This window comes from Streptomyces longispororuber (assembly GCF_024448165.1).
GTDB classification, from domain to species: Bacteria; Actinomycetota; Actinomycetes; order Streptomycetales; family Streptomycetaceae; genus Streptomyces; species Streptomyces longispororuber_A.
Genome location: NZ_JAMOLN010000055.1, coordinates 1 through 16907, shown reverse-complemented (window position 1 = coordinate 16907; position 16907 = coordinate 1). Strand labels below are relative to the sequence as shown.

The window sequence follows — 16907 nt, the reverse complement described above, 5'->3', positions numbered from 1 at the left end:
CCCGTGACTGAGCCTGAGCACCCGACCGCTCGCGAGGCCCCGTGGGCGGGCGAGCAGACCCTGTACGACGTCGTCCCCCATCTCGACGCCCTGGTGGAGACGATCGGCCGGGACCTGGTCCTGGGGGAGTTCGCGCTGGCGCGCGACACGGCCCACGCGGCGGCGCAGATGCTCGTGGAGCAGGGGGAGCCGTCGGGGATCCGCGACGAGGCGACGGCGCTGCTCGTCGTCCGCGCACTCGCGGAGGCGGCGGCCGCCACGGAACGGGCGATCGACGCGGCGGGTTCGTAGCGCCGGTGGCCGGTGGCCCGTGATCGGTGGCCCGTGATCGGTGGCCCGTGATCGGTCGCCGCGTCCGCGGAAATGCAGTTGTCCGGGGGCGGGGTGGGTGGAGAGGGTGGCCGGGTGAGATCCGATCTGTGGCCGCGCCTGCTGACCTGGGACGAGGTCGATCCCGCCCGGCATCCCTTCGACGCAGGCACGGCCGCTCGTGACGTACGCCTGCTCGGCCCGGCCCGGTGCGTACCGCGGCGCCCCGATGTCCCCGTGGCCGATCCGGCGATGAGCGCCTGGAGCTTCGGCGACGGCAAGCTGTGGGCGGATGCCATGACGTACGCGCTGATCGAGCGGTACGGCCGGTGGGCCGCGGGCTGGCGGTGGGCGCACGACGAAGGCGACTTCGACGGCGGGCCCGTCGGGAGCTGGTGCTGCCCGCGGGACTCGATCACCACACCGGAGGAGACGCTCGACCGGGTCGTCGCCGCGCTGTGCGAGTGGCGGGCATGGCTGGAGGGCCTCGCCGCGCCGTTCGAGGCGTACCCCCTGGACCCCGCCGCCGTACAGGACCAGCGGATCCTGTGGGAGCGCGCCGCCAGGAGACTGATCGAGCGGGTCGCCGACCGCACGGGCTGCGGCAGCGGCTGGCACGCGCACTGCCGACAGGTGCTCAGCTGGTTCCTCACCCGGTGGGGAGTCGACCCGGACGTGGCGCGGGAGTTGGTCGAGTCGGCCGTCGGCGGGCGGTTCCACAGCTGGACGGAACCCGACACCGTGGTGATCGACGACGTCTCCGAGCGCCTCGCGCTGCTGCTGCCGGCGGACGACCGGCCGCGGCCGTCGTCCGATCGGGCCGCCGACCACCTGGAGGAATGGCTCGCGGTACGCGGTGCTGTCACCTGGTCCGAGGTACCCGCCGACCCGGACGAGGGAGAGCCCGTGACGGCGGTGTGCGACGGCGCGGCCGAGGACATCCGCGCCTTCGACGCCGCCCTCGACCCGGCCCGCGCCCAGGGCCTGCTCACCGCACTCGACCTGCTCCGCGCCGACGCGGCGCGCGGCACCCGGCTCGACTTCGAGCTGCTCCGGTCGTGGCAGCGGCACGTCCTGGACGCCCCTGAGCCGCCCGCGTTCCGCACTCTGCCCGCGTTCGCCAAGGAAGGCCGCGAACGCTACGGCATCGCCGCGGACACCCGAGAGCGCCTGGACGCCTGTCTGCACGAGAGCGCCAAGGACCACGGAGCACCCCTCGCCCTGGCCGCCCGCGCCGCGCGCGCCTACCTGGACGTCTGCTTCTTCCACCCCTTCGACGACGGCAACGCCCGCTCCGCCTTCCTCGCCCTCGTCTACGTCCTGGCGCGCGAAGGCGTCACCCTCGACAGCGTCTCCCTCCTCCGCCGCGTCGCCTTCCAGGCCGGCAGCGCGCAGGACGCCCTGAGCCTCACCCGCTACGTCGGCCTGCACATCGCGGGGGTGCGGCGGCCGGCGTCGAGCTGACATTCGGGGGCCCTGATCTGTCGTAGGGGCAAGGCGGCCCGAGCCGGCTCGGGCCCGAACCCGGAAAGGGCAGATCATGACGTTCACCTCGCACACCCTGCACCTCACCGCGCGCGGCACGGACGAGGCATCCGCCTGGTACCAGCGGGCGTTCGGGGCCGAGGAGCTCACCCGGCTGGTGGTCCCCGGCGGCCGGCTGATCCACGTCCAGGTCCGCATCGGCGCGCTCACCCTGATGCTGGCCGACGAGTTCCCCGAACTGGAGTCCTTCGGGCCGCTGCACTTCGGCGGCACGTACGGGGCCGTCTACCTGCACGTCGACGACGTCGACGCGGCCTGGCAGCGGGCCGTCGAGGCCGGAGCCACCGTGATCCGGCCATTGAGTGACGCCTTCTGGGGCGAGCGGGAGGGGCAGCTGCTCGACCCGTTCGGCCATCGATGGGGCCTGACGCAGCACCTCCGCGACGTCCCGACGGCCGAACTGCAGAAGCTCACGACCGAGGCGTTCTCGCAGGACAGCTGACCGCGTCGCCATCGACGGCGGACGCCAACAGCACGCACCCACAGCCGAGTTGGGGCCGGGCGCGGAATCCGGTCGGATCATGGCCGAGACGCACGGCCTCCATTGACACGCCTCCGGGGACTTCGTAGCTTCTCCAATCGTCGGGAATGCCGATGATTTGAGTTCTAGATCGTTAAGATTTCGGGGGAACGATGTCCGAACGAACGACGTCGACCGGCGGTCGGGGCTGGACCCTGGCCGTGGTGTGCGTGGCCACGTTCATGCTGTTGCTCGACCTGACCGTGGTGAATGTGGCGCTGCCCGACATCAGGGATGCGTTCGACGCGAGCTTCACCTCGCTCCAGTGGGTGCTCGACGCCTACGCGCTGGGGCTCGCGGCGGTGCTCCTGACGGCCGGCTCGCTGGCCGACCGGCTGGGCCGCAAGCGGGTCTTCAACGTGGGATTCGTCGTGTTCCTGCTGGCGTCACTGGCCTGCGGCCTGGCGAACGACGTCGCCGTGCTGTCCGTGGCCCGAGGCGTCCAGGGCCTCGGCGGGGCCGTGCTCTTCGCCGTCGGGCCGGCCCTCATCGGGCAGGAGTTCCAGGGCAAGGACCGCGGCAAGGCCTTCGGGATCTTCGGCGGTGTGGTCGGACTGTCCATCGCCTTCGGGCCGCTCATCGGCGGCGCCCTCACCGATGGGCTGAGCTGGCGCTGGATCTTCCTGGTGAACGTCCCGGTCGGGCTGCTCGCCCTGGCCGTGAGCGGGCTGCGGATGCGCGAGTCCCGCGCGGAGGCCGCCTCCGCCGTCGACTGGTGGGGCATGGTGCTCTTCACCGGCGCGCTCACCCTGCTGGTCCTCGCGCTGCTGCGGGGCGAGGACGAAGGGTGGGGCAGCGCGCCCATCCTGGGGATGTTCGCGGCCTCCGCCGTCCTCCTCGCCGTGTTCGCCGTCGTGGAGCGGCAGCGCGGCGAACGGGCCATGTTCCAGCTGGCGTTGTTCAGGAACGTGACGTTCAACGGGGTGTCGGTGGTGACCCTGGTCTGCGCCGCGGCGACGATGTCGGCGATCTTCCTCCTCGTCTCGTACGTGCAGAACGTGCTGGGCTACTCGCCGTGGGAGACCGGCCTGCGGTTCCTTCCGCTGACGGGCACGCTGTTCGTCGCGGCCGCGATCGCGGGCTCGCTCACCACCCGGGTGCCGCAGCGGCTGCTGATGGGGACCTCCCTGGCCCTCATCGCGACCGGCCTCGGCCTCGTCGCCCTCACCGGCCCGGACACGCCCTGGACGGCGCTGCTGCCGAGCATGTTCGGCATCGGTCTGGGCATGGGGCTGTTCAATCCGCCGCGCGCGTCGCTGTCCATCGCCGTCGTCGAACCGGACAAGGCGGGCATGGCCTCGGGGATCAACGAGACGTTCCAGCAGGTGGGCGTCGCGATCGGGATCGCCGGCTTCGGAGCGGCGTTCCAGGGCCGGGTGAGCGATCTGTTCGCCCAGTCCGACGCGGGTCGTCAACTCGGAGCCTCCGCCCATGAGTTCGGCGACGCCGTCGCCGCGGGCGGCGGAGCCGAGGCGATCGACCGCGCACCGGCCGGGCTCGCACCGGCCCTCGAAGCGGCGGCCCGCACCGCGTTCGTGGACGGACTGACCGACGTGATGCTGGTGTGCGCGGCCCTCGCGGTCGTCGGCTCGCTCGTGGGCTTCCTCTTCATCCGCACCAGGGACCTGCACGAGAGCGCCAGGGGAGACGCCGCGAACGGCCAGGACGCACAGGGGAGTTCGCAGGACGGGGCCACCGGCGAGCAGCCCGTGGGGGAGCCCGTGCCCGCCGGTGGGGAGCGCTAGGGCCTGTCGTCACACCGAAGCACTGGCGGTGGCACCGGCCTTGGAGGCCCGGTTCCACCGCCAGTACGCTTTGCAGGACCGACGATCGGTGTCGGCGACGTTCGACGGCGCCGAGCAACTCAGCCGAGCAACTCAAGGGGGAACGGCCGCATGGCACAGACGACGCCCAGTCCGGCGCAGGCCGCCGGGTTCGACTTCCCTCTCGTCCGCAGGACCGGCTACCTGCTGAACAAGGCCGGCTCGATCCTCATGGAGGACGCGGAGCACGCGCTCGCCGAACAGGGCATGCGGCTGCGCTACTTCTACGTGCTCGCCGCGCTGGAGAGCGACCTGACCCTGTCCCAGCAGGACCTGAGCCGACTGCTCCACCTCGACCCCACGACCATGGTGGCCCTCATCGACGAGATGGAGCGGGCCGGGCACGTGGAGCGGCGGCGCAACCCCGCGGACCGCAGGCGGTACATCCTGCGCCTCACCGACGACGGGCGGGCGGCGCTGGAGCGTGCGGGCCGGGCCGTCGACGCCGTCGAGCGGGACTTCCTCGCGGCGGTGCCCGCGGAGGACCGCGACCGGCTGCGCGCGCTGCTCGGCGAACTCCTCGCCGACCGCTGGCCGCGCGTGATCGCCTGCGAGTGAATCCGGGACTCCGGTGTTTTTGGCGAAACCCGAACCAGAACCGGAACCGGAACGAACCAGATCCATAAACTGGAATTATCGAATCCCTTTATGGGAAACTCTTTTGGATGGATCTGTGGAGGGTGTCACACCTCTTCCTATGAAGCGCTTTCTCCGAAGTGTGCCGTGTTAGTCTTTTTTCTGTTCGGGCCGAGCGGCCCGAACACGGGGGAAGGTTTAACGGGGAATGAACTGCATAGGGAACGGCAAGAACAGCAAAGAGTTATTCTACGGATCTCTTGACAGCTGCCTCGGGCCGGGCAGCTCGCGCTTCTTCGGCAGCGGGTACAAGCGCGTCACGCAGACCCTCACGCACATCACCACCGACGGCGGCGCTCGCCCGGGCGCGCTCGTCACCGCACGCGGGACGCTCACGTACCCGCGCGACTGGTCCCGCAAGTCGGGAGCCGGAGACCTCCGGCCCCATCTGAGCAGCATCGACGCCCTGGTGCTCGCCGCCAATCTGGCGGAGGTGCACATCGCCCGGGCCTTCGGCCTCGACCCGGCCGAGCGGCGCAGGATCTGGCTGCGACACGCCGACGTACGGGCCGGGAGCAGCCCGCACGAGGAGCTCACGGACTTTCCCGTGGAAGGCAGGCTCGTCACCGTCGAAGGCCCGGCCGACGACGCCACCCTGGCCAGCACCTTCGAGTGCCGGGTCGGCCGGCTGAAGGTGCGCTGCACGCTCGTCCACGCACAGGGCGGCAGGGCCGGCGAGCCGGTCACGTACTCCGACGAGAAGCAGGCCCTCGGGCCGGCCCGGTCCCGCCACTACGGCGCGGGCTACAAACAGCACGAACAGCACGCCGAGCAGGTCCGCGTCGACCTGGACCGACAGCAGGTCAGCGTCCTGCAGCGCGTCGTCGCCGACGACGCGGACGCCACCACGCCCACCTGCGGAGCGGAAGCGGCCTACGGTCCTTCGGTCTCCCTGGTCGACGCGCTCGTGGGCGTGGCCCAACTGGCGCAGATCCTGCTCTACGCCCAGGACGGACTGTCGCGCGGCGACAGCGACACCCTCTGGATGCGGCGCTTCGTCATCAGCGCGCGCACGCCGGTACGCCCACTGGGACGCAGCTTCGTCCCGACCGTGCGCACCGAGAACAGCAGGATCCTGCCCATGGGCGACACGCGCTGGCGCACCGCGGAACTGGCGGTCGACGACTTCGCCGGGATCGGCGGACGCTGTTGGCTCGCCCATCGCCTGCCGGACGCCGCGTAAAAGACGCTTCAATTACTGGTCAATTCTGCATCCGGGTCGTCCCATGACATCCGGTCCGCAGGACTGCCGGAGAATTCCCGGTGGTTACCGGAAAGCGTCGGCCTCATTAATTCCTGGACCGCCGGACGGCGAATGCACCGCTCGATTCGCCGTCCGGTAGTCCCGGCCTGCGCGGAGTCAAGGAGCTGCGCGCGCATTTCACGCCAGAAACACCAACGGGGGAACCACGTCATGCGTTTTACACCCACGCTCCGATTAGGGGACGTGCTCGTGATACTCGAAGGTCCGGCCCGCGTGGTCTGGCACGAGACCGCCACCGGGCACGGACAGAAGAACTGGACACCGACGGGACTGTGGCCGGACGAGGCGCAGCGCACCCAGGTGCGCGAGCACCTCGACGGCGAGCGGCCGCTGCTCGTCCTGCTGGACGACGCCCGCAGCCACGTGCCGATGCTGCGCGAGGAGTGGCAGGCCGCACCGTGCCGTGTCGTCCACGATCTGGTGGGCGCCGACTGCGCCGACCTCGCCGACGACGGGGACGAGATCGTCGACGTCCGGCTGCCGTTCCTCGACTGGCTTCCGCAGGCACACCGTGAGCGCGCCGCACGCTTCCTCGCCGAGAGTGACGCGGAGCTGTCCCGCACGCCGATGGCACTGCTGCCGCCCCTGCTGGCCGAGGAACCACGGCCTGGACTGCCCCGCAGCCCGCGCTTCGCCCGCCGACTCCTGCCGAACGCGCTCACCGCGGACCGCCTCGCGGCAGCCGTCGAGCACCTGTTCACCGGCGCGCAGCGCCCGCACGCGGCCACGGCCGGCTGTGAGGCCACCCGATGAAGCAGCCGCCGACGCCGCACGCCGATCCGCTCGGACCCGTCTTCAGCCAGCGGGACATCGGCCGGCTGCTCGCCGAGACCGCCGCACGCAACCTGGCGCTCACCGGCCGACGGCCCGCCCCGCCCACCACCGCCACGAGGAGCCGATGATGGGACGCTCGGTCATGGTCACCGGCGGCAACCGAGGCATCGGACTCGCCGTGGCCACCGCCCTGGCCGCCGACGGCGACCGCGTCGCCGTCACCCACCGCGACAGCACACCGCCCGACGGACTGCTGGGCGTGCGCGCCGAGATGACGGACCCGGAGAGCATCGACACGGCCTTCCGACAGGCCGAGGACGCACACGGGCCCGTCGAAGTACTCGTCGTCAACGCCGGGATCACCCGGGACAAGCTCCTGCTGCGCATGGACGAGCAGGACTTCACCGACGTCGTCGACGTCAATCTGCACGGCGCCTTCCGCACCGTCCGCCGCGCGGTGCGCGGCATGCTGCGGGCCCGCTGGGGACGGATCGTCCTGATCTCGTCGATGACCTACGCGTACGGGGCGCCGGGTCAGGTCAACTACGCGTCGGCCAAAGCCGGAATGCTCGGCATGGCCCGCTCCCTGGCCTGGGAACTCGGCCCGCGGAACATCACGGTCAACGTCGTCGCGCCCGGCCTGATCGACACGGCCATGAGCCACGGGATCACGGCCGACAGACGCGCACACCTCCTCTCCATCACACCGCTCGGCCGCGCCGGCGAGACGGCCGACGTCGCCGCCGCCGTGCGCTACCTCGCCGGTGAGTCCGGCCGCTTCGTCACCGGAGCCGTCCTCCCGGTCAGCGGCGGCCTGGGCCTCGGCGGCTGAGTCCCGCACCGCACACCCCGGCCCCGGCCGGGCCATCCACGACGGAAGAGAAGACACCATGGACACCATGGGGAACACGAGCACCCCGGCCCCGACGAGCGCCTCCGCCGCTGCCACCACGCAGCGGGGTCTGCACCTGGCGATCTCCGGGACGTACTCCAGCGGCAAGAGCACCACGACCGAGACCCTGTCGATGGCGACGGGCATTCCTCGTACCCACGCGATGACCTCACGGGAGATCCTCCTCGACCTCGTCCCGGGCAAGCAGGTCCAGGAACTGAGCGCGATGGAGCTCACGATGCTGGGGCTGCGGCGGCTGGAGGAGCGGATCCACAACGAGTCGGGCGAGGGGGCGTTCATCTCCGACGGCTCCGTGATCCACGAGTGGATCTACGGCGAGGCGCGCATGCGGGTCGGCATCAACCCCGGCGCGAACCTGCTGGTGCGGACGGCGAAGAACGTGGCAGGACTGCCCGTCAAGCGGTTCTACCGCCAGTACATGGACGCGTACGGCGCCGTCGCCAAGGCCCGCGCCAAGCGGATCTACGACGCCTACGTGCACCTGCCGGTCGAGTTCGAGATGAAGGCGGACGGCCACCGGCCGGTCTCCGAACCGTTCCGCAGGATGTCCGACGAGCTGCTCATCGACACCCTGGAGGAGCTGGAGATCCCGTACCACGTGGTGGGCGGCAGCGTCCGGGAACGCGTGGAGCGGATCGTCGAGATCTTCGACCTGCCCCTGGTGATGCCGCTCGACGAGGCGATCGAGCGGGCCGGCGCGAAGGTGCGCGAAGCCACCCGGGTCCTGGAGCAGGACGCCCGCTTCCACGATGCCCAGCGGGTCAAGTCCCTGCGGCGGCGCATCTCGTACGCGATGCGCTTCTGACGGCGGCCGTCTCCCTGCACACGGCGGCCGTCTCCCTACAATCGTGCCGTGTTCGAGTACCACGGCTGGATCACGGTGCGGGAGACCGCGGGGAGCGACGACGACGAGGGCCGGCTGCGGCAGATCGTCGCGGAACTGCAGCGTCGCATCGATCTGATGGCCGACCCCTACCTGCTCGACCTCAGGTGGATGAACGGCGAGCCGTTCATCCACCTGGGAGGCCATGCCAATCACGCCCCGTCGACCGATGTCGTCGAGCTGTTCGAGCAGGTGGCCGCGGTGGCTCCCGGCTCCTACGGGCTGCTCCACGTCCTCGACGACGAGGACCCGGAGCACGGCAACGAGGTGCGGGTGATCCGGCTCGTCCGGGGCCGGGTCACCCGGCACACCGAGACCCTGTTGTCCCCGTGCGTCCCCACGCTGGAAGATCCCTTCACAACGATCTGATAGCGGCAGCCGGGGACGGACCGGCACGGTGTGAGGGTGGGGCGCATGACGTGGAGAACCGCCCCGCCCGCCGCGCTCGTCGCCGTCTGCGGTGTGCTGGCGCTGCTCGCCGGATGCGGCAGCGGAACGCCGGGCGAACGAGACGACGGGGCGTCGCGCAGCGGGAGCCCGACACCGCTCGCCGCGCCGACCGCGAGCCGCGCCCCGGCTCCCGGCAAGGGCTCGCGCGACCCCGACGACCTGAACGGCGACGGCCACCGCGATCTGCTGCTGCCCCTCGACACACCGGGCGGCGAACCGCAGTGGGAGCCCGCCGACGGCCGGATCCTGGTGGTCTACGGGTCGTCGGGCGGGCTCGATCCGGTGACCCGCGCCGTGTACGGGCGCAGCGACCTGGGTCTGCCCGCCGCGGTGTCGACGTCGGGCGTCGAGCGGCCCGAGGACATCGACGCACGCCGGGTGGCCACCGCCGATCTCGACGGCGACGGCTTCGCCGATCTCGTGGTGCCCCACACCGGGCGGGAGCGGGCGACCGACGGGAACGTCACGGCCCAGCGCTCCACGCTGTACGTGGCCTGGGGCTCCCCGCACGGCCCCGGCGCGCCGGGCCGGAAGGCCACCCCCGTACAACTCCCGCAGAGAGCATCAGTGTTGGGGCTCAAGCAGGTGGTCCGCGGGGACTTCGACGGGGACGGGCACCACGACCTGGCCGGGGTGGGGGACACCGGCAGCGACGTCTGGTTCCTGTACGGACCGTTCGACCGGTCGACGGGGGCGCCCGCGCGCACCGGGACGCTGCCCGGCAACGGGGGATCGCTGTACGCCGACCCGGGCGCCGTCGACACGCCCGGCGACGAGCCGCGGACGACCCCGCTGCTCCAGCACGCGACCGACGACGGCGAACAGTCGGGCAACACGCTCTACACCGACCCCGCCACCGGCCGGGGCCGCGAACTGCGCGCGGGCAACGCCCGGGCCTTCGGCGACTTCGACGGCGACGGGCGGCGCGACGTCGCCGTCGGGGACGACGGAAGCCGCAACGACGAGCCCGGGTCGGAGAGCGAACCCCCGGAGGTCGACGGTTCCTTGACGGTGTACCCGGGAGACGGCGGCCCGCCGGTCCGCCGTGAACTGCCGCGGTCCGCGCTCCCGCGCCGCGGATTCTCCACGCCACTCGTCTACGTGGCGGCGGACCCGGACGGCGACGGCCGCGACGGCATCCTGCTGCCGACGTACGACGGCGTGAGCCTGCTGGAGGACCTCGACGGCACGGGAGGTTCCGCGACCATGGTCCGCGAGGGCCCCGCACGGGCCCACGGCAAGAAGCTCTCCGCCCAGCGGCGCCACGCACGCCCGTACACGGCCGCGGACTTCGACGGGAACGGCCGGGACGAACCGGTCCTGAACTGGAGCGCCGACCCGATGTACGGGTACTACGGGGACGCCCCGACACACTGGTGGGTCACGGACGGCGTCACCGCCCGCGACCGCACGGCCTTCGACGCCAGTGCCTGGGTGGAGCCCCGGGTGTGGGCGTCACCGTCCGGCTGAGGCGGCGCGGCCGATCCGTGCGGCCGGTCCGTGCGGCAGATCCGTGCGCACCGACGATGGAGCTCCGACGAGGGAACAACGGGGGAAACGTGTCACTCTACGATCAGCTTCCGGCTCTGATAGGTGTCGTGGTCGGCTCGCTCGGCTCGTTCGCCGCACAGAGCCTGACCGAGCGCCGCAGATGGCAGCGGCAGCGGGAGGAGCGCTGGGACGAGAAGCGCTTCGAGACGTACGGCCGGTACGCCAACGCCCTCAAGGCCCAGCTCAGGATCGCCCAACGCATCGGCTCCGCCCTCGGGTTCACCGACGTGGCCGATCCGCTGCCACCGGCCGAGGGGCTGCCCCTGCTCGCCGAGGCGGAGTCCCGGCGGGCCACCGAGTGGGAGTCGGTCCTCCTGGTCGGGGACGCGGTGACCGTCGCGGCGGCGCGACGCTGGCACGAGACGATCTGGACCATCGAACTCCTCGTACGGGACGGCTCGTTCGACGCCGACAAGTGGTCCAGGGCCCATCAGCTGGCCAGCGCGGCCCGCGACGACTTCTACAAGAGCGCCAGGAACGACCTCGGCATCGGGGGCGGCCCACCGCCGTCGGGGCAGTGGCCGCGGTCGTGGCGGGCCGAGCTGTCCGGCTGACCGGATTCCCGACATTGTTTGACGCGGCCGGATCGGGCCAACCGCACAGCATGGCGAATCCACAGCAGAACGAGACCATCAAGGGCCGCGCCGCGAAGACGGCGAAGCCGGCCACCACCAAGACCACGGAACCGGCCACCGAGTCGGTGACCGGGAAGACCGCGGACGCCGTGGAGTCGGCGGGCAAGGGAGCGGCCCGTGCCGCCGATTCCACGGGCACCGGCGCGGCCCACGCGGTCGCGTCCACCGGCGCCGCACTGGCGAGCGCCCGCGACAACGTGACGTCGGCCGCGCAGCGCGTGACGTCCGTGGCCACGACGGCCTGGGCGCTCGTCAAGAACCGCAAGGCCGTCGCCGCGGGCGTCGGGGTCGGCGCGACCGCGCTGGCCGCGACCTCCTTCGCCGCCGGGCGCCGTGCCGAGCGGGCCGGGCAGGGGCCCGTCACCCGCCTCACCGGTGGGCGCGTCTGACCTGCGACGGGGAGGTCACCCGCGGTCGGCGCGCAGCGCCACCGCGACCAAAGCCGCGTCGCCGGGCCTGCGCACGTCGCGGCCGGTCAGCTGGTGGAAGCGGGCGAAGCGGTGCTGGATCGTGTTCCGGTGGCAGTAGAGGGCGTCGGCCGTGTCCGCGATGGAGCCGCTGCCCGAGAGGTGCGTACGGACCGTCTGCAGCAGCCGGTCCGCCTCCGTGGCGGTGACGTCCGGTCCGTCGAGACCGCCCAGGACGTCGGCCGCCAGATCGCGGGCGAAGTCGCCCGCCCGATGGGCCAGTACGTCCAGCCAGCTGTCCTCCAGCAGGCGTGGTGACGTGGCGTCGGGCGGCAGCACCTGGGCCGTCGCCACGGCGAGGACCGCGGCCCGCGGCACCGAGGAGAGTCCCGTCGTCGGCGGCGCGACACCGCAGGGCGAGTCGCCGAGCTGGTCGAGGACGCCCTCCCGCGTGGTGCGGCTGCCCAACTGCACCACCAGGACGGCGTCCCCGCCCACCATCTGCTGCTGCACCGGCGCGCCCGCCGCCCGCAGGGCCATGGCCGCCCGGTGCAGTCCTGGGCCGTCCGCCGCGGACGACGCCGCGCACAGGTAACGGCCCGACGCCGTGAAACCCAGGGCGAGGCCCGCGTCCCTGACGACCGTCGGGTTGCGGCCCTCGCTCTCCAGGAGCCGGGCGAACCACATGCGCCGCTCGTCCTCCTCGCGCCGCCCCATCTCCAGGATCGTCCGCTGGTACGCCGTCATGATCCCGGTGACGTGGCCCTCGACGGCCTCCCACACGTGGTAGGCGGACTCCACCAGCTCCGTCATGTCCGCCGGGTCCGCGCGCCTGACGAGCGCCGCCCACACCACGCGGAAGTCCAGCCGGGCCGCCTGCAGGAGCGCATCGAGCGGCACACCCTGCCGGGCGCGGTCCTCGCCCACGCGCTGGGAGACGCCGGCGATGTGCGGCGGCACCGGAAGCTGCGCCACGGTGCGCAGCAGCAGCTCGAAGGCGTGCCACGCGGTGTCCCGGAACTGGACGTCGGGGACGCGGTCCGCGTACGTGGTGCGGACCGGGCGGACCATCTCCAGCCAGTCGCCGATCAGCCCGTCGATGTTGTCCAGGCACTGCCCGGCCAGTTCCGCGATGCGCGGTGAGGGCGGTGGCAGTTCGATGTCCGGGCGGAGTGGATTGTGCATGTGACCAATCCTGGGTGACGCAGGGGCGATGTTTCAACGTTGGATTTGTGCCTGCTGCCACGGAAGCTGGGGCAGTCCCGCGGCACCCCGCCCGGGTCCCGTCGCACAGGAGGGCCACTCGGCCGTGCATCTGACCCCTCGAGAACAGGAACGGCTCCAGCTGTTCACCGTCGCCGAGCTCGCCCGGCGCCGCCGCGCACGGGGCCGCCGTCTCAACGCTCCCGAGTCGATCGCCCTGATCTGCGACGAGATCCTGGAGGCCGCCTGGGACGGGCTGAGCCTCGACGAGGTGATCGAGGCGGCGGGCCGGGTCCTGACCGCGGACGACGTGCTGGACGGCGTCGCCGACATCGTGACGACCGTGCAGGTCGAGGCGCTCTTCCCGAGCGGCACCTCGCTCGTCGCCGTCGACCGCCCGATCGGGCCCGGGAGCGCCGAACCGCCGGGCGCGGTCCGCACCGGCCCGGAGCCCGTCGAGATCAACGTGGGGCGCCCCCGCACGACCCTGACCGTGCGCAACACCGGTGACACGGTTGTCTACGTCTCGTCGCACTACCCGCTGCACGAGGTCAACCAGGCCCTCGAACTGGACCGGGAGGCCGCCCGCGGGCTGCGCCTCGACATCGCCGCCGGCACCGCGCTCACCTTCGCGCCCGGCGAGGAGCGCGAGGTCGTCCTCGTCCCCGCCAGCCGCAAGACCCAGGAGCGCGCATGACCAGCATCGACCGCCGCACGTACCACGCCCTGTACGGGCCCACGACCGGCGACCGGATCCGGCTCGGCGACACCTGCCTGTGGGTGGAGGTCGAGGCCGATGACGGCACGCCGGGCGACGAACTCCTCGGCGGCTGCGGCAAGACGGTCCGTGACGGACTGCTCGCCTCCCCGCGCTCCGACCGTGACTCGGCGCTCGACATGGTCGTGGCGGGAGTGGTCCTGATGGACCCGGTGCTCGGAGTGCGCAAGACCGACATCGGCATCAAGGACGGCCGCATCGTCGCCGTCGGCGGCGTCGGCAACCCGGACGTCATGGACGTCGAGTACGCCATCGACTCGCACACCTCGGTCGTCCCGGGGGAGGGGCTGATCGCGACGCCCGGCATCGTCGACAGCCACGTCCACCTCTCCTCGCCCGAAGTGGCGCCCGCCGCGCTCTCCGCGGGCGTCACCACGCTCGTCGGCATGGGCCTCGGCGGCGTCTGGGAGATCGGCTGCAACCCCGCCCACAACCTGCACACCCTGATGAGCGCCTGGCAGGGCACCCCGCTCAACATCGCCTTCCTGGCCCGGGGTTCGTCGAGTTCGCGGGCGCTGCTCGACGAGATCACCCTCGCCGGGGCCGGCGGCTTCAAGATCCACGAGGACTTCGGGGCGACACCCCGCATCATCGACAACTGCCTCGACACCGCCGAGCAGGCCGACCTGCCGGTGGCCCTGCACACCGACTCCATGAACGAGTCGGGCTATCTGCGGGACACCATCGGCGCCACGCGCGGCCGGACCGTGCACGCGTACCACGTGGAGGGCGGCGGCGGGCACCCCGACCTCCTGGAGATCCTCTCCGAGCCGAACATCCTGCCGTCGTCGACCACGCCCACCATCCCGTACACCCCGAACACGGTCGGCGAGCTCTTCCCGATGACGATGACCGTGCACCGGCAGAACCACCACTCCGCGAGCGACGTCGCGATCTCCAAGGGCCGGATCCGCGAGCACGCCATCGCCGCCGAGTACGCCCTGCACGACCTGGGGGCCATCTCCATCGTCAACTCCGACTCCATGGGCATGGGCCGGATCGCCGAGACGGTGCGCCGGACCTGGCAGCTCGCCCACGTACAGGCCCTCGCCAACGGCGGCGGGGGAGTGGAACGGCCCGAGAACGTCAGGGCGTTGCGCTACCTCGCCAAGATCACCCTCAACCCGGCGATCGCCCACGGCCTCGCCCACGAGGTCGGCACCGTGCAGGCGGGACGGATGGCGGACCTCGTGCTGTGGGACCCCAAGTGGTTCGGCAGCAAGCCGGAGCTCGTCATCAAGTCCGGGTTCGTGGCGTGGGGCAACACCGGCTCGGGATCCGGGTCGACCCGGCTCACCCAGCCGCGCGTCTACCGGCCGTACTACGGTGCGCTCGGCGCCGCGCCCGCCCGGCTCGCCAAGGTCTTCGTCGCCGAGGCCGCCCTCCAGGACCGGGCCGCGCGGGCCGCCCTGCCGAGCGGACTGACGTACGCACCGATCCGCGGCAGCCGCGGCCTCACCCGCGCCGACATGCTGCACAACACCGCGACACCGCGCGTCGTCGTGCCCCGCGAGCCCGCGCCCGTCCTCGTCGACGGCGTGGCCACCGGCACCGCGCCCGCCACCGAGCTGCCGCTCGCGCAACTGCACCACCTGGCCTGAGAGGCAGCCACTCCATGCGACTCGACCTGCTCGTCCGCAACGCCCGCATCCGCACCCTCGACCCCGACCGTCCCACCGCCCACACCCTCGGCGTCCTGCACGGCACCGTCGTGGGGCTCGACGACGACGTGGCGGACCTGCCCGCGCGGCGCGTCCTCGACGCGGGCGGCGCCACCGTGCTGCCCGGCTTCAACGACGCGCACTGCCACACCGCCTGGTTCGGCCTGACCCTCACCCAGCTCGACGTCTCCACGGCCCGCTCGGTCGACGAGGTGTACGCCGCCGTCGCCGCGTACGCCGAGCACCTCGCCCCGGACGCCTGGGTGATCGGTGCCGGGCTCGACCACCACAAGCTCGGCGGCCGCCATCCGCACCGCGATGCCCTCGACCGGGCCGCGGGCGGCCGGCCCGTCTGGCTCAAGCACACCTCCGGGCACGCCTGCGTCGTCAACACCCCGGTGCTCGCCGCGGCCGGCGCGCTGGACGAAGCCTTCCGCGATCCGGTCGGCGGTGTCGTCTCCCGCGACGAACTCGGCCGCCCGGACGGCCTGTTGGAGGAGACCGCGCAGCGGCTCGTGCAGCGGCAGGTGCTGCCGTACCCGGTGGAGACCGTCGCCGACGCCGTCGACGCGGCGACCCGCCACTACCTCACCGAGGGCGTCACCAGCTTCACCGAGGCGGGCATCGGCGGTGGCTGGATCGGGCACACGCCGGTCGAGCTCGGCGCCTACCAACTCGCCCGCGACACCCGCCGGTTGCACACCCGTGCCCAGCTCATGGCCGCGTCCGACGTGCTGCACCCGCTGACCGCGCACGCCGACGACGGCATCACGCTCGGGCTCGACCTCGGCCTGCGCACCGGATTCGGCGACGACCGGCTCTCCCTCGGGCCGGTGAAGATCTTCCTCGACGGTTCGCTGCTGGGCCGCACGGCAGCCGTCACGGAACCCTTCTGCGGCTGTCCCCACAACGAGGAGCGGCCCACCGGCTACTTCCAGGGCGACGCCGACGCGATGACGGACCTGGTCGTCGCCGCGCACCGGTCCGGCTGGACGGTGGCCGCCCACGCCATCGGCGACCGGGCCGTCGACCTGGCCCTCGACGCCTTCGCGCGCGCCGGGGCGGAGCACGAGCGCCCCGGCGTCCGGCACCGGATCGAGCACGCGGGCGTGGTCCGCCCCGATCAGCTGGCCCGCTTCGCCGAGCTGGGTGTGGTGCCCGTGCCGCAGCACAACTTCCTGCACGCCTTCGGCGACGCGATGGCCGCCGCGCTCGGCCCCGAGCGCACCGCCTGGTCGTACCGGATGAAATCCTTCACCGACCTCGGACTGCCCGTCCCCGGCAGCTCCGACCGGCCCGTGGCGCCCGGCGCACCGCTGCCCGCGATCCAGTCGATGGTCACGCGACTGACCGAGACCGGCATGCCGTACGGTCCGGACGAGAGCGTTCCGGTTCTTGCCGCGCTGCATGCCTGGACCGAGGGCTCCGCCCGCGCCACCGGCTTCGGCGGGCGCAAGGGACGCCTCGTCCCCGGACAGCTCGCCGACCTCACCGTCCTGGACGGCGACCCCGTCCGCACCGACCCCGACCGCATCGGCGCGATCCGGGTCCTCGC

The 16907-nt window shown here is 72.3% G+C and carries 18 protein-coding genes; 17 read left to right on the top strand and 1 reads right to left on the bottom strand.

The features are described 5' to 3' along the window. Window positions 1–3: 3 nt before the first annotated feature. The 14 genes from M4J07_RS17735 to M4J07_RS17670 all read left to right on the top strand — a co-directional run bounded on the left by M4J07_RS17735 (window position 4) and on the right by M4J07_RS17670 (window position 11692). Window positions 4–291, top strand: a complete 288-nt coding sequence (locus M4J07_RS17735) for a hypothetical protein (protein ID WP_255972990.1) — start codon at window positions 4–6, stop codon at window positions 289–291. A gap of 114 nt (window positions 292–405) precedes the next feature. Beyond that, window positions 406–1773 carry a Fic family protein gene (locus M4J07_RS17730; protein ID WP_255972988.1) on the top strand — a complete coding sequence of 456 codons (1368 nt, stop codon included), beginning with the start codon at window positions 406–408 and terminating at the stop codon, window positions 1771–1773. A 76-nt stretch (window positions 1774–1849) separates the two neighbouring features. After that, the gene (locus tag M4J07_RS17725; protein ID WP_255972987.1) at window positions 1850–2296 is read left to right on the top strand and encodes a VOC family protein; all 447 of its coding nucleotides are present in this window, start codon (window positions 1850–1852) and stop codon (window positions 2294–2296) included. 191 nt (window positions 2297–2487) lie between these two features. Beyond that, window positions 2488–4119 (top strand): MFS transporter, encoded by a 1632-nt coding sequence (locus M4J07_RS17720; protein ID WP_255972985.1) that lies wholly within the window; start codon window positions 2488–2490, stop codon window positions 4117–4119. A gap of 150 nt (window positions 4120–4269) precedes the next feature. After that, a complete protein-coding gene (locus tag M4J07_RS17715; protein WP_255972983.1) occupies window positions 4270–4755 on the top strand; it encodes a MarR family winged helix-turn-helix transcriptional regulator in 486 nt (161 codons plus the stop codon). A 226-nt stretch (window positions 4756–4981) separates the two neighbouring features. Beyond that, complete coding sequence (locus tag M4J07_RS17710; RefSeq protein WP_255972981.1) at window positions 4982–6016, top strand: AvrD family protein; 1035 nt, start codon at window positions 4982–4984, stop codon at window positions 6014–6016. 264 nt (window positions 6017–6280) lie between these two features. Continuing rightward, complete coding sequence (locus M4J07_RS17705) at window positions 6281–6850, top strand: hypothetical protein (protein WP_255972979.1); 570 nt, start codon at window positions 6281–6283, stop codon at window positions 6848–6850. Continuing rightward, on the top strand, window positions 6847–6999 hold the full coding sequence (locus M4J07_RS17700) for a hypothetical protein (RefSeq protein ID WP_255972977.1): 153 nt from the start codon (window positions 6847–6849) through the stop codon (window positions 6997–6999). Before M4J07_RS17705 ends, M4J07_RS17700 begins: the two co-directional genes overlap by 4 nt. Further along, window positions 6999–7703: a 3-oxoacyl-ACP reductase FabG gene (fabG, locus tag M4J07_RS17695; protein WP_255972975.1), complete on the top strand. Its 705-nt coding sequence runs from the start codon at window positions 6999–7001 to the stop codon at window positions 7701–7703. Before M4J07_RS17700 ends, fabG begins: the two co-directional genes overlap by 1 nt. Window positions 7704–7770: 67 nt before the next feature. Next, the gene (locus M4J07_RS17690; protein WP_255972973.1) at window positions 7771–8589 is read left to right on the top strand and encodes an ATP/GTP-binding protein; all 819 of its coding nucleotides are present in this window, start codon (window positions 7771–7773) and stop codon (window positions 8587–8589) included. A 48-nt stretch (window positions 8590–8637) separates the two neighbouring features. Then, on the top strand, window positions 8638–9036 hold the full coding sequence (locus tag M4J07_RS17685; protein ID WP_255972971.1) for an Imm7 family immunity protein: 399 nt from the start codon (window positions 8638–8640) through the stop codon (window positions 9034–9036). A gap of 45 nt (window positions 9037–9081) precedes the next feature. Further along, window positions 9082–10587 (top strand): FG-GAP repeat domain-containing protein, encoded by a 1506-nt coding sequence (locus M4J07_RS17680; protein WP_255972969.1) that lies wholly within the window; start codon window positions 9082–9084, stop codon window positions 10585–10587. A gap of 89 nt (window positions 10588–10676) precedes the next feature. Continuing rightward, on the top strand, window positions 10677–11222 hold the full coding sequence (locus M4J07_RS17675; RefSeq protein WP_255972967.1) for a hypothetical protein: 546 nt from the start codon (window positions 10677–10679) through the stop codon (window positions 11220–11222). A 50-nt stretch (window positions 11223–11272) separates the two neighbouring features. Next, complete coding sequence (locus M4J07_RS17670) at window positions 11273–11692, top strand: hypothetical protein (RefSeq protein ID WP_255972965.1); 420 nt, start codon at window positions 11273–11275, stop codon at window positions 11690–11692. 15 nt (window positions 11693–11707) lie between these two features. Here M4J07_RS17670 and M4J07_RS47910 read toward each other — a convergent pair whose 3' ends face one another. Beyond that, on the bottom strand, window positions 11708–12895 hold the full coding sequence (locus tag M4J07_RS47910; RefSeq protein WP_305127836.1) for a PucR family transcriptional regulator: 1188 nt from the start codon (window positions 12893–12895) through the stop codon (window positions 11708–11710). Window positions 12896–13019: 124 nt separating this feature from the next. On the opposite strand from M4J07_RS47910, the gene ureA reads away from it, so the two are divergent. The 3 genes from ureA to M4J07_RS17645 all read left to right on the top strand — a co-directional run. After that, window positions 13020–13610, top strand: a complete 591-nt coding sequence (gene ureA, locus M4J07_RS17655; protein WP_255972963.1) for an urease subunit gamma — start codon at window positions 13020–13022, stop codon at window positions 13608–13610. Beyond that, the gene (locus M4J07_RS17650; protein ID WP_255972961.1) at window positions 13607–15292 is read left to right on the top strand and encodes an urease subunit alpha; all 1686 of its coding nucleotides are present in this window, start codon (window positions 13607–13609) and stop codon (window positions 15290–15292) included. The genes ureA and M4J07_RS17650 overlap by 4 nt, the downstream gene beginning before the upstream one ends. Window positions 15293–15306: 14 nt before the next feature. Continuing rightward, window positions 15307–16907, top strand: a 1601-nt coding sequence (locus M4J07_RS17645) for an amidohydrolase (protein WP_255972959.1), incomplete at its 3' end; no start/stop codon positions are given.

Bases quoted from the DNA above. Each gene is read 5' to 3' on its own strand.
- M4J07_RS17680 (WP_255972969.1), top strand. From the start codon at position 9,082: ATGACGTGGAGAACCGCCCCGCCCGCCGCGCTCGTCGCCGTCTGCGGT.
- M4J07_RS17700 (WP_255972977.1), top strand. From the start codon at position 6,847: ATGAAGCAGCCGCCGACGCCGCACGCCGATCCGCTCGGACCCGTCTTC.
- M4J07_RS17670 (WP_255972965.1), top strand. From the start codon at position 11,273: ATGGCGAATCCACAGCAGAACGAGACCATCAAGGGCCGCGCCGCGAAG.
- M4J07_RS17690 (WP_255972973.1), top strand. From the start codon at position 7,771: ATGGGGAACACGAGCACCCCGGCCCCGACGAGCGCCTCCGCCGCTGCC.
- M4J07_RS17650 (WP_255972961.1), top strand. From the start codon at position 13,607: ATGACCAGCATCGACCGCCGCACGTACCACGCCCTGTACGGGCCCACG.
- fabG (WP_255972975.1), top strand. From the start codon at position 6,999: ATGGGACGCTCGGTCATGGTCACCGGCGGCAACCGAGGCATCGGACTC.
- M4J07_RS47910 (WP_305127836.1), bottom strand. From the start codon at position 12,895: ATGCACAATCCACTCCGCCCGGACATCGAACTGCCACCGCCCTCACCG.
- M4J07_RS17720 (WP_255972985.1), top strand. From the start codon at position 2,488: ATGTCCGAACGAACGACGTCGACCGGCGGTCGGGGCTGGACCCTGGCC.
- M4J07_RS17715 (WP_255972983.1), top strand. From the start codon at position 4,270: ATGGCACAGACGACGCCCAGTCCGGCGCAGGCCGCCGGGTTCGACTTC.
- M4J07_RS17710 (WP_255972981.1), top strand. From the start codon at position 4,982: ATGAACTGCATAGGGAACGGCAAGAACAGCAAAGAGTTATTCTACGGA.
- M4J07_RS17725 (WP_255972987.1), top strand. From the start codon at position 1,850: ATGACGTTCACCTCGCACACCCTGCACCTCACCGCGCGCGGCACGGAC.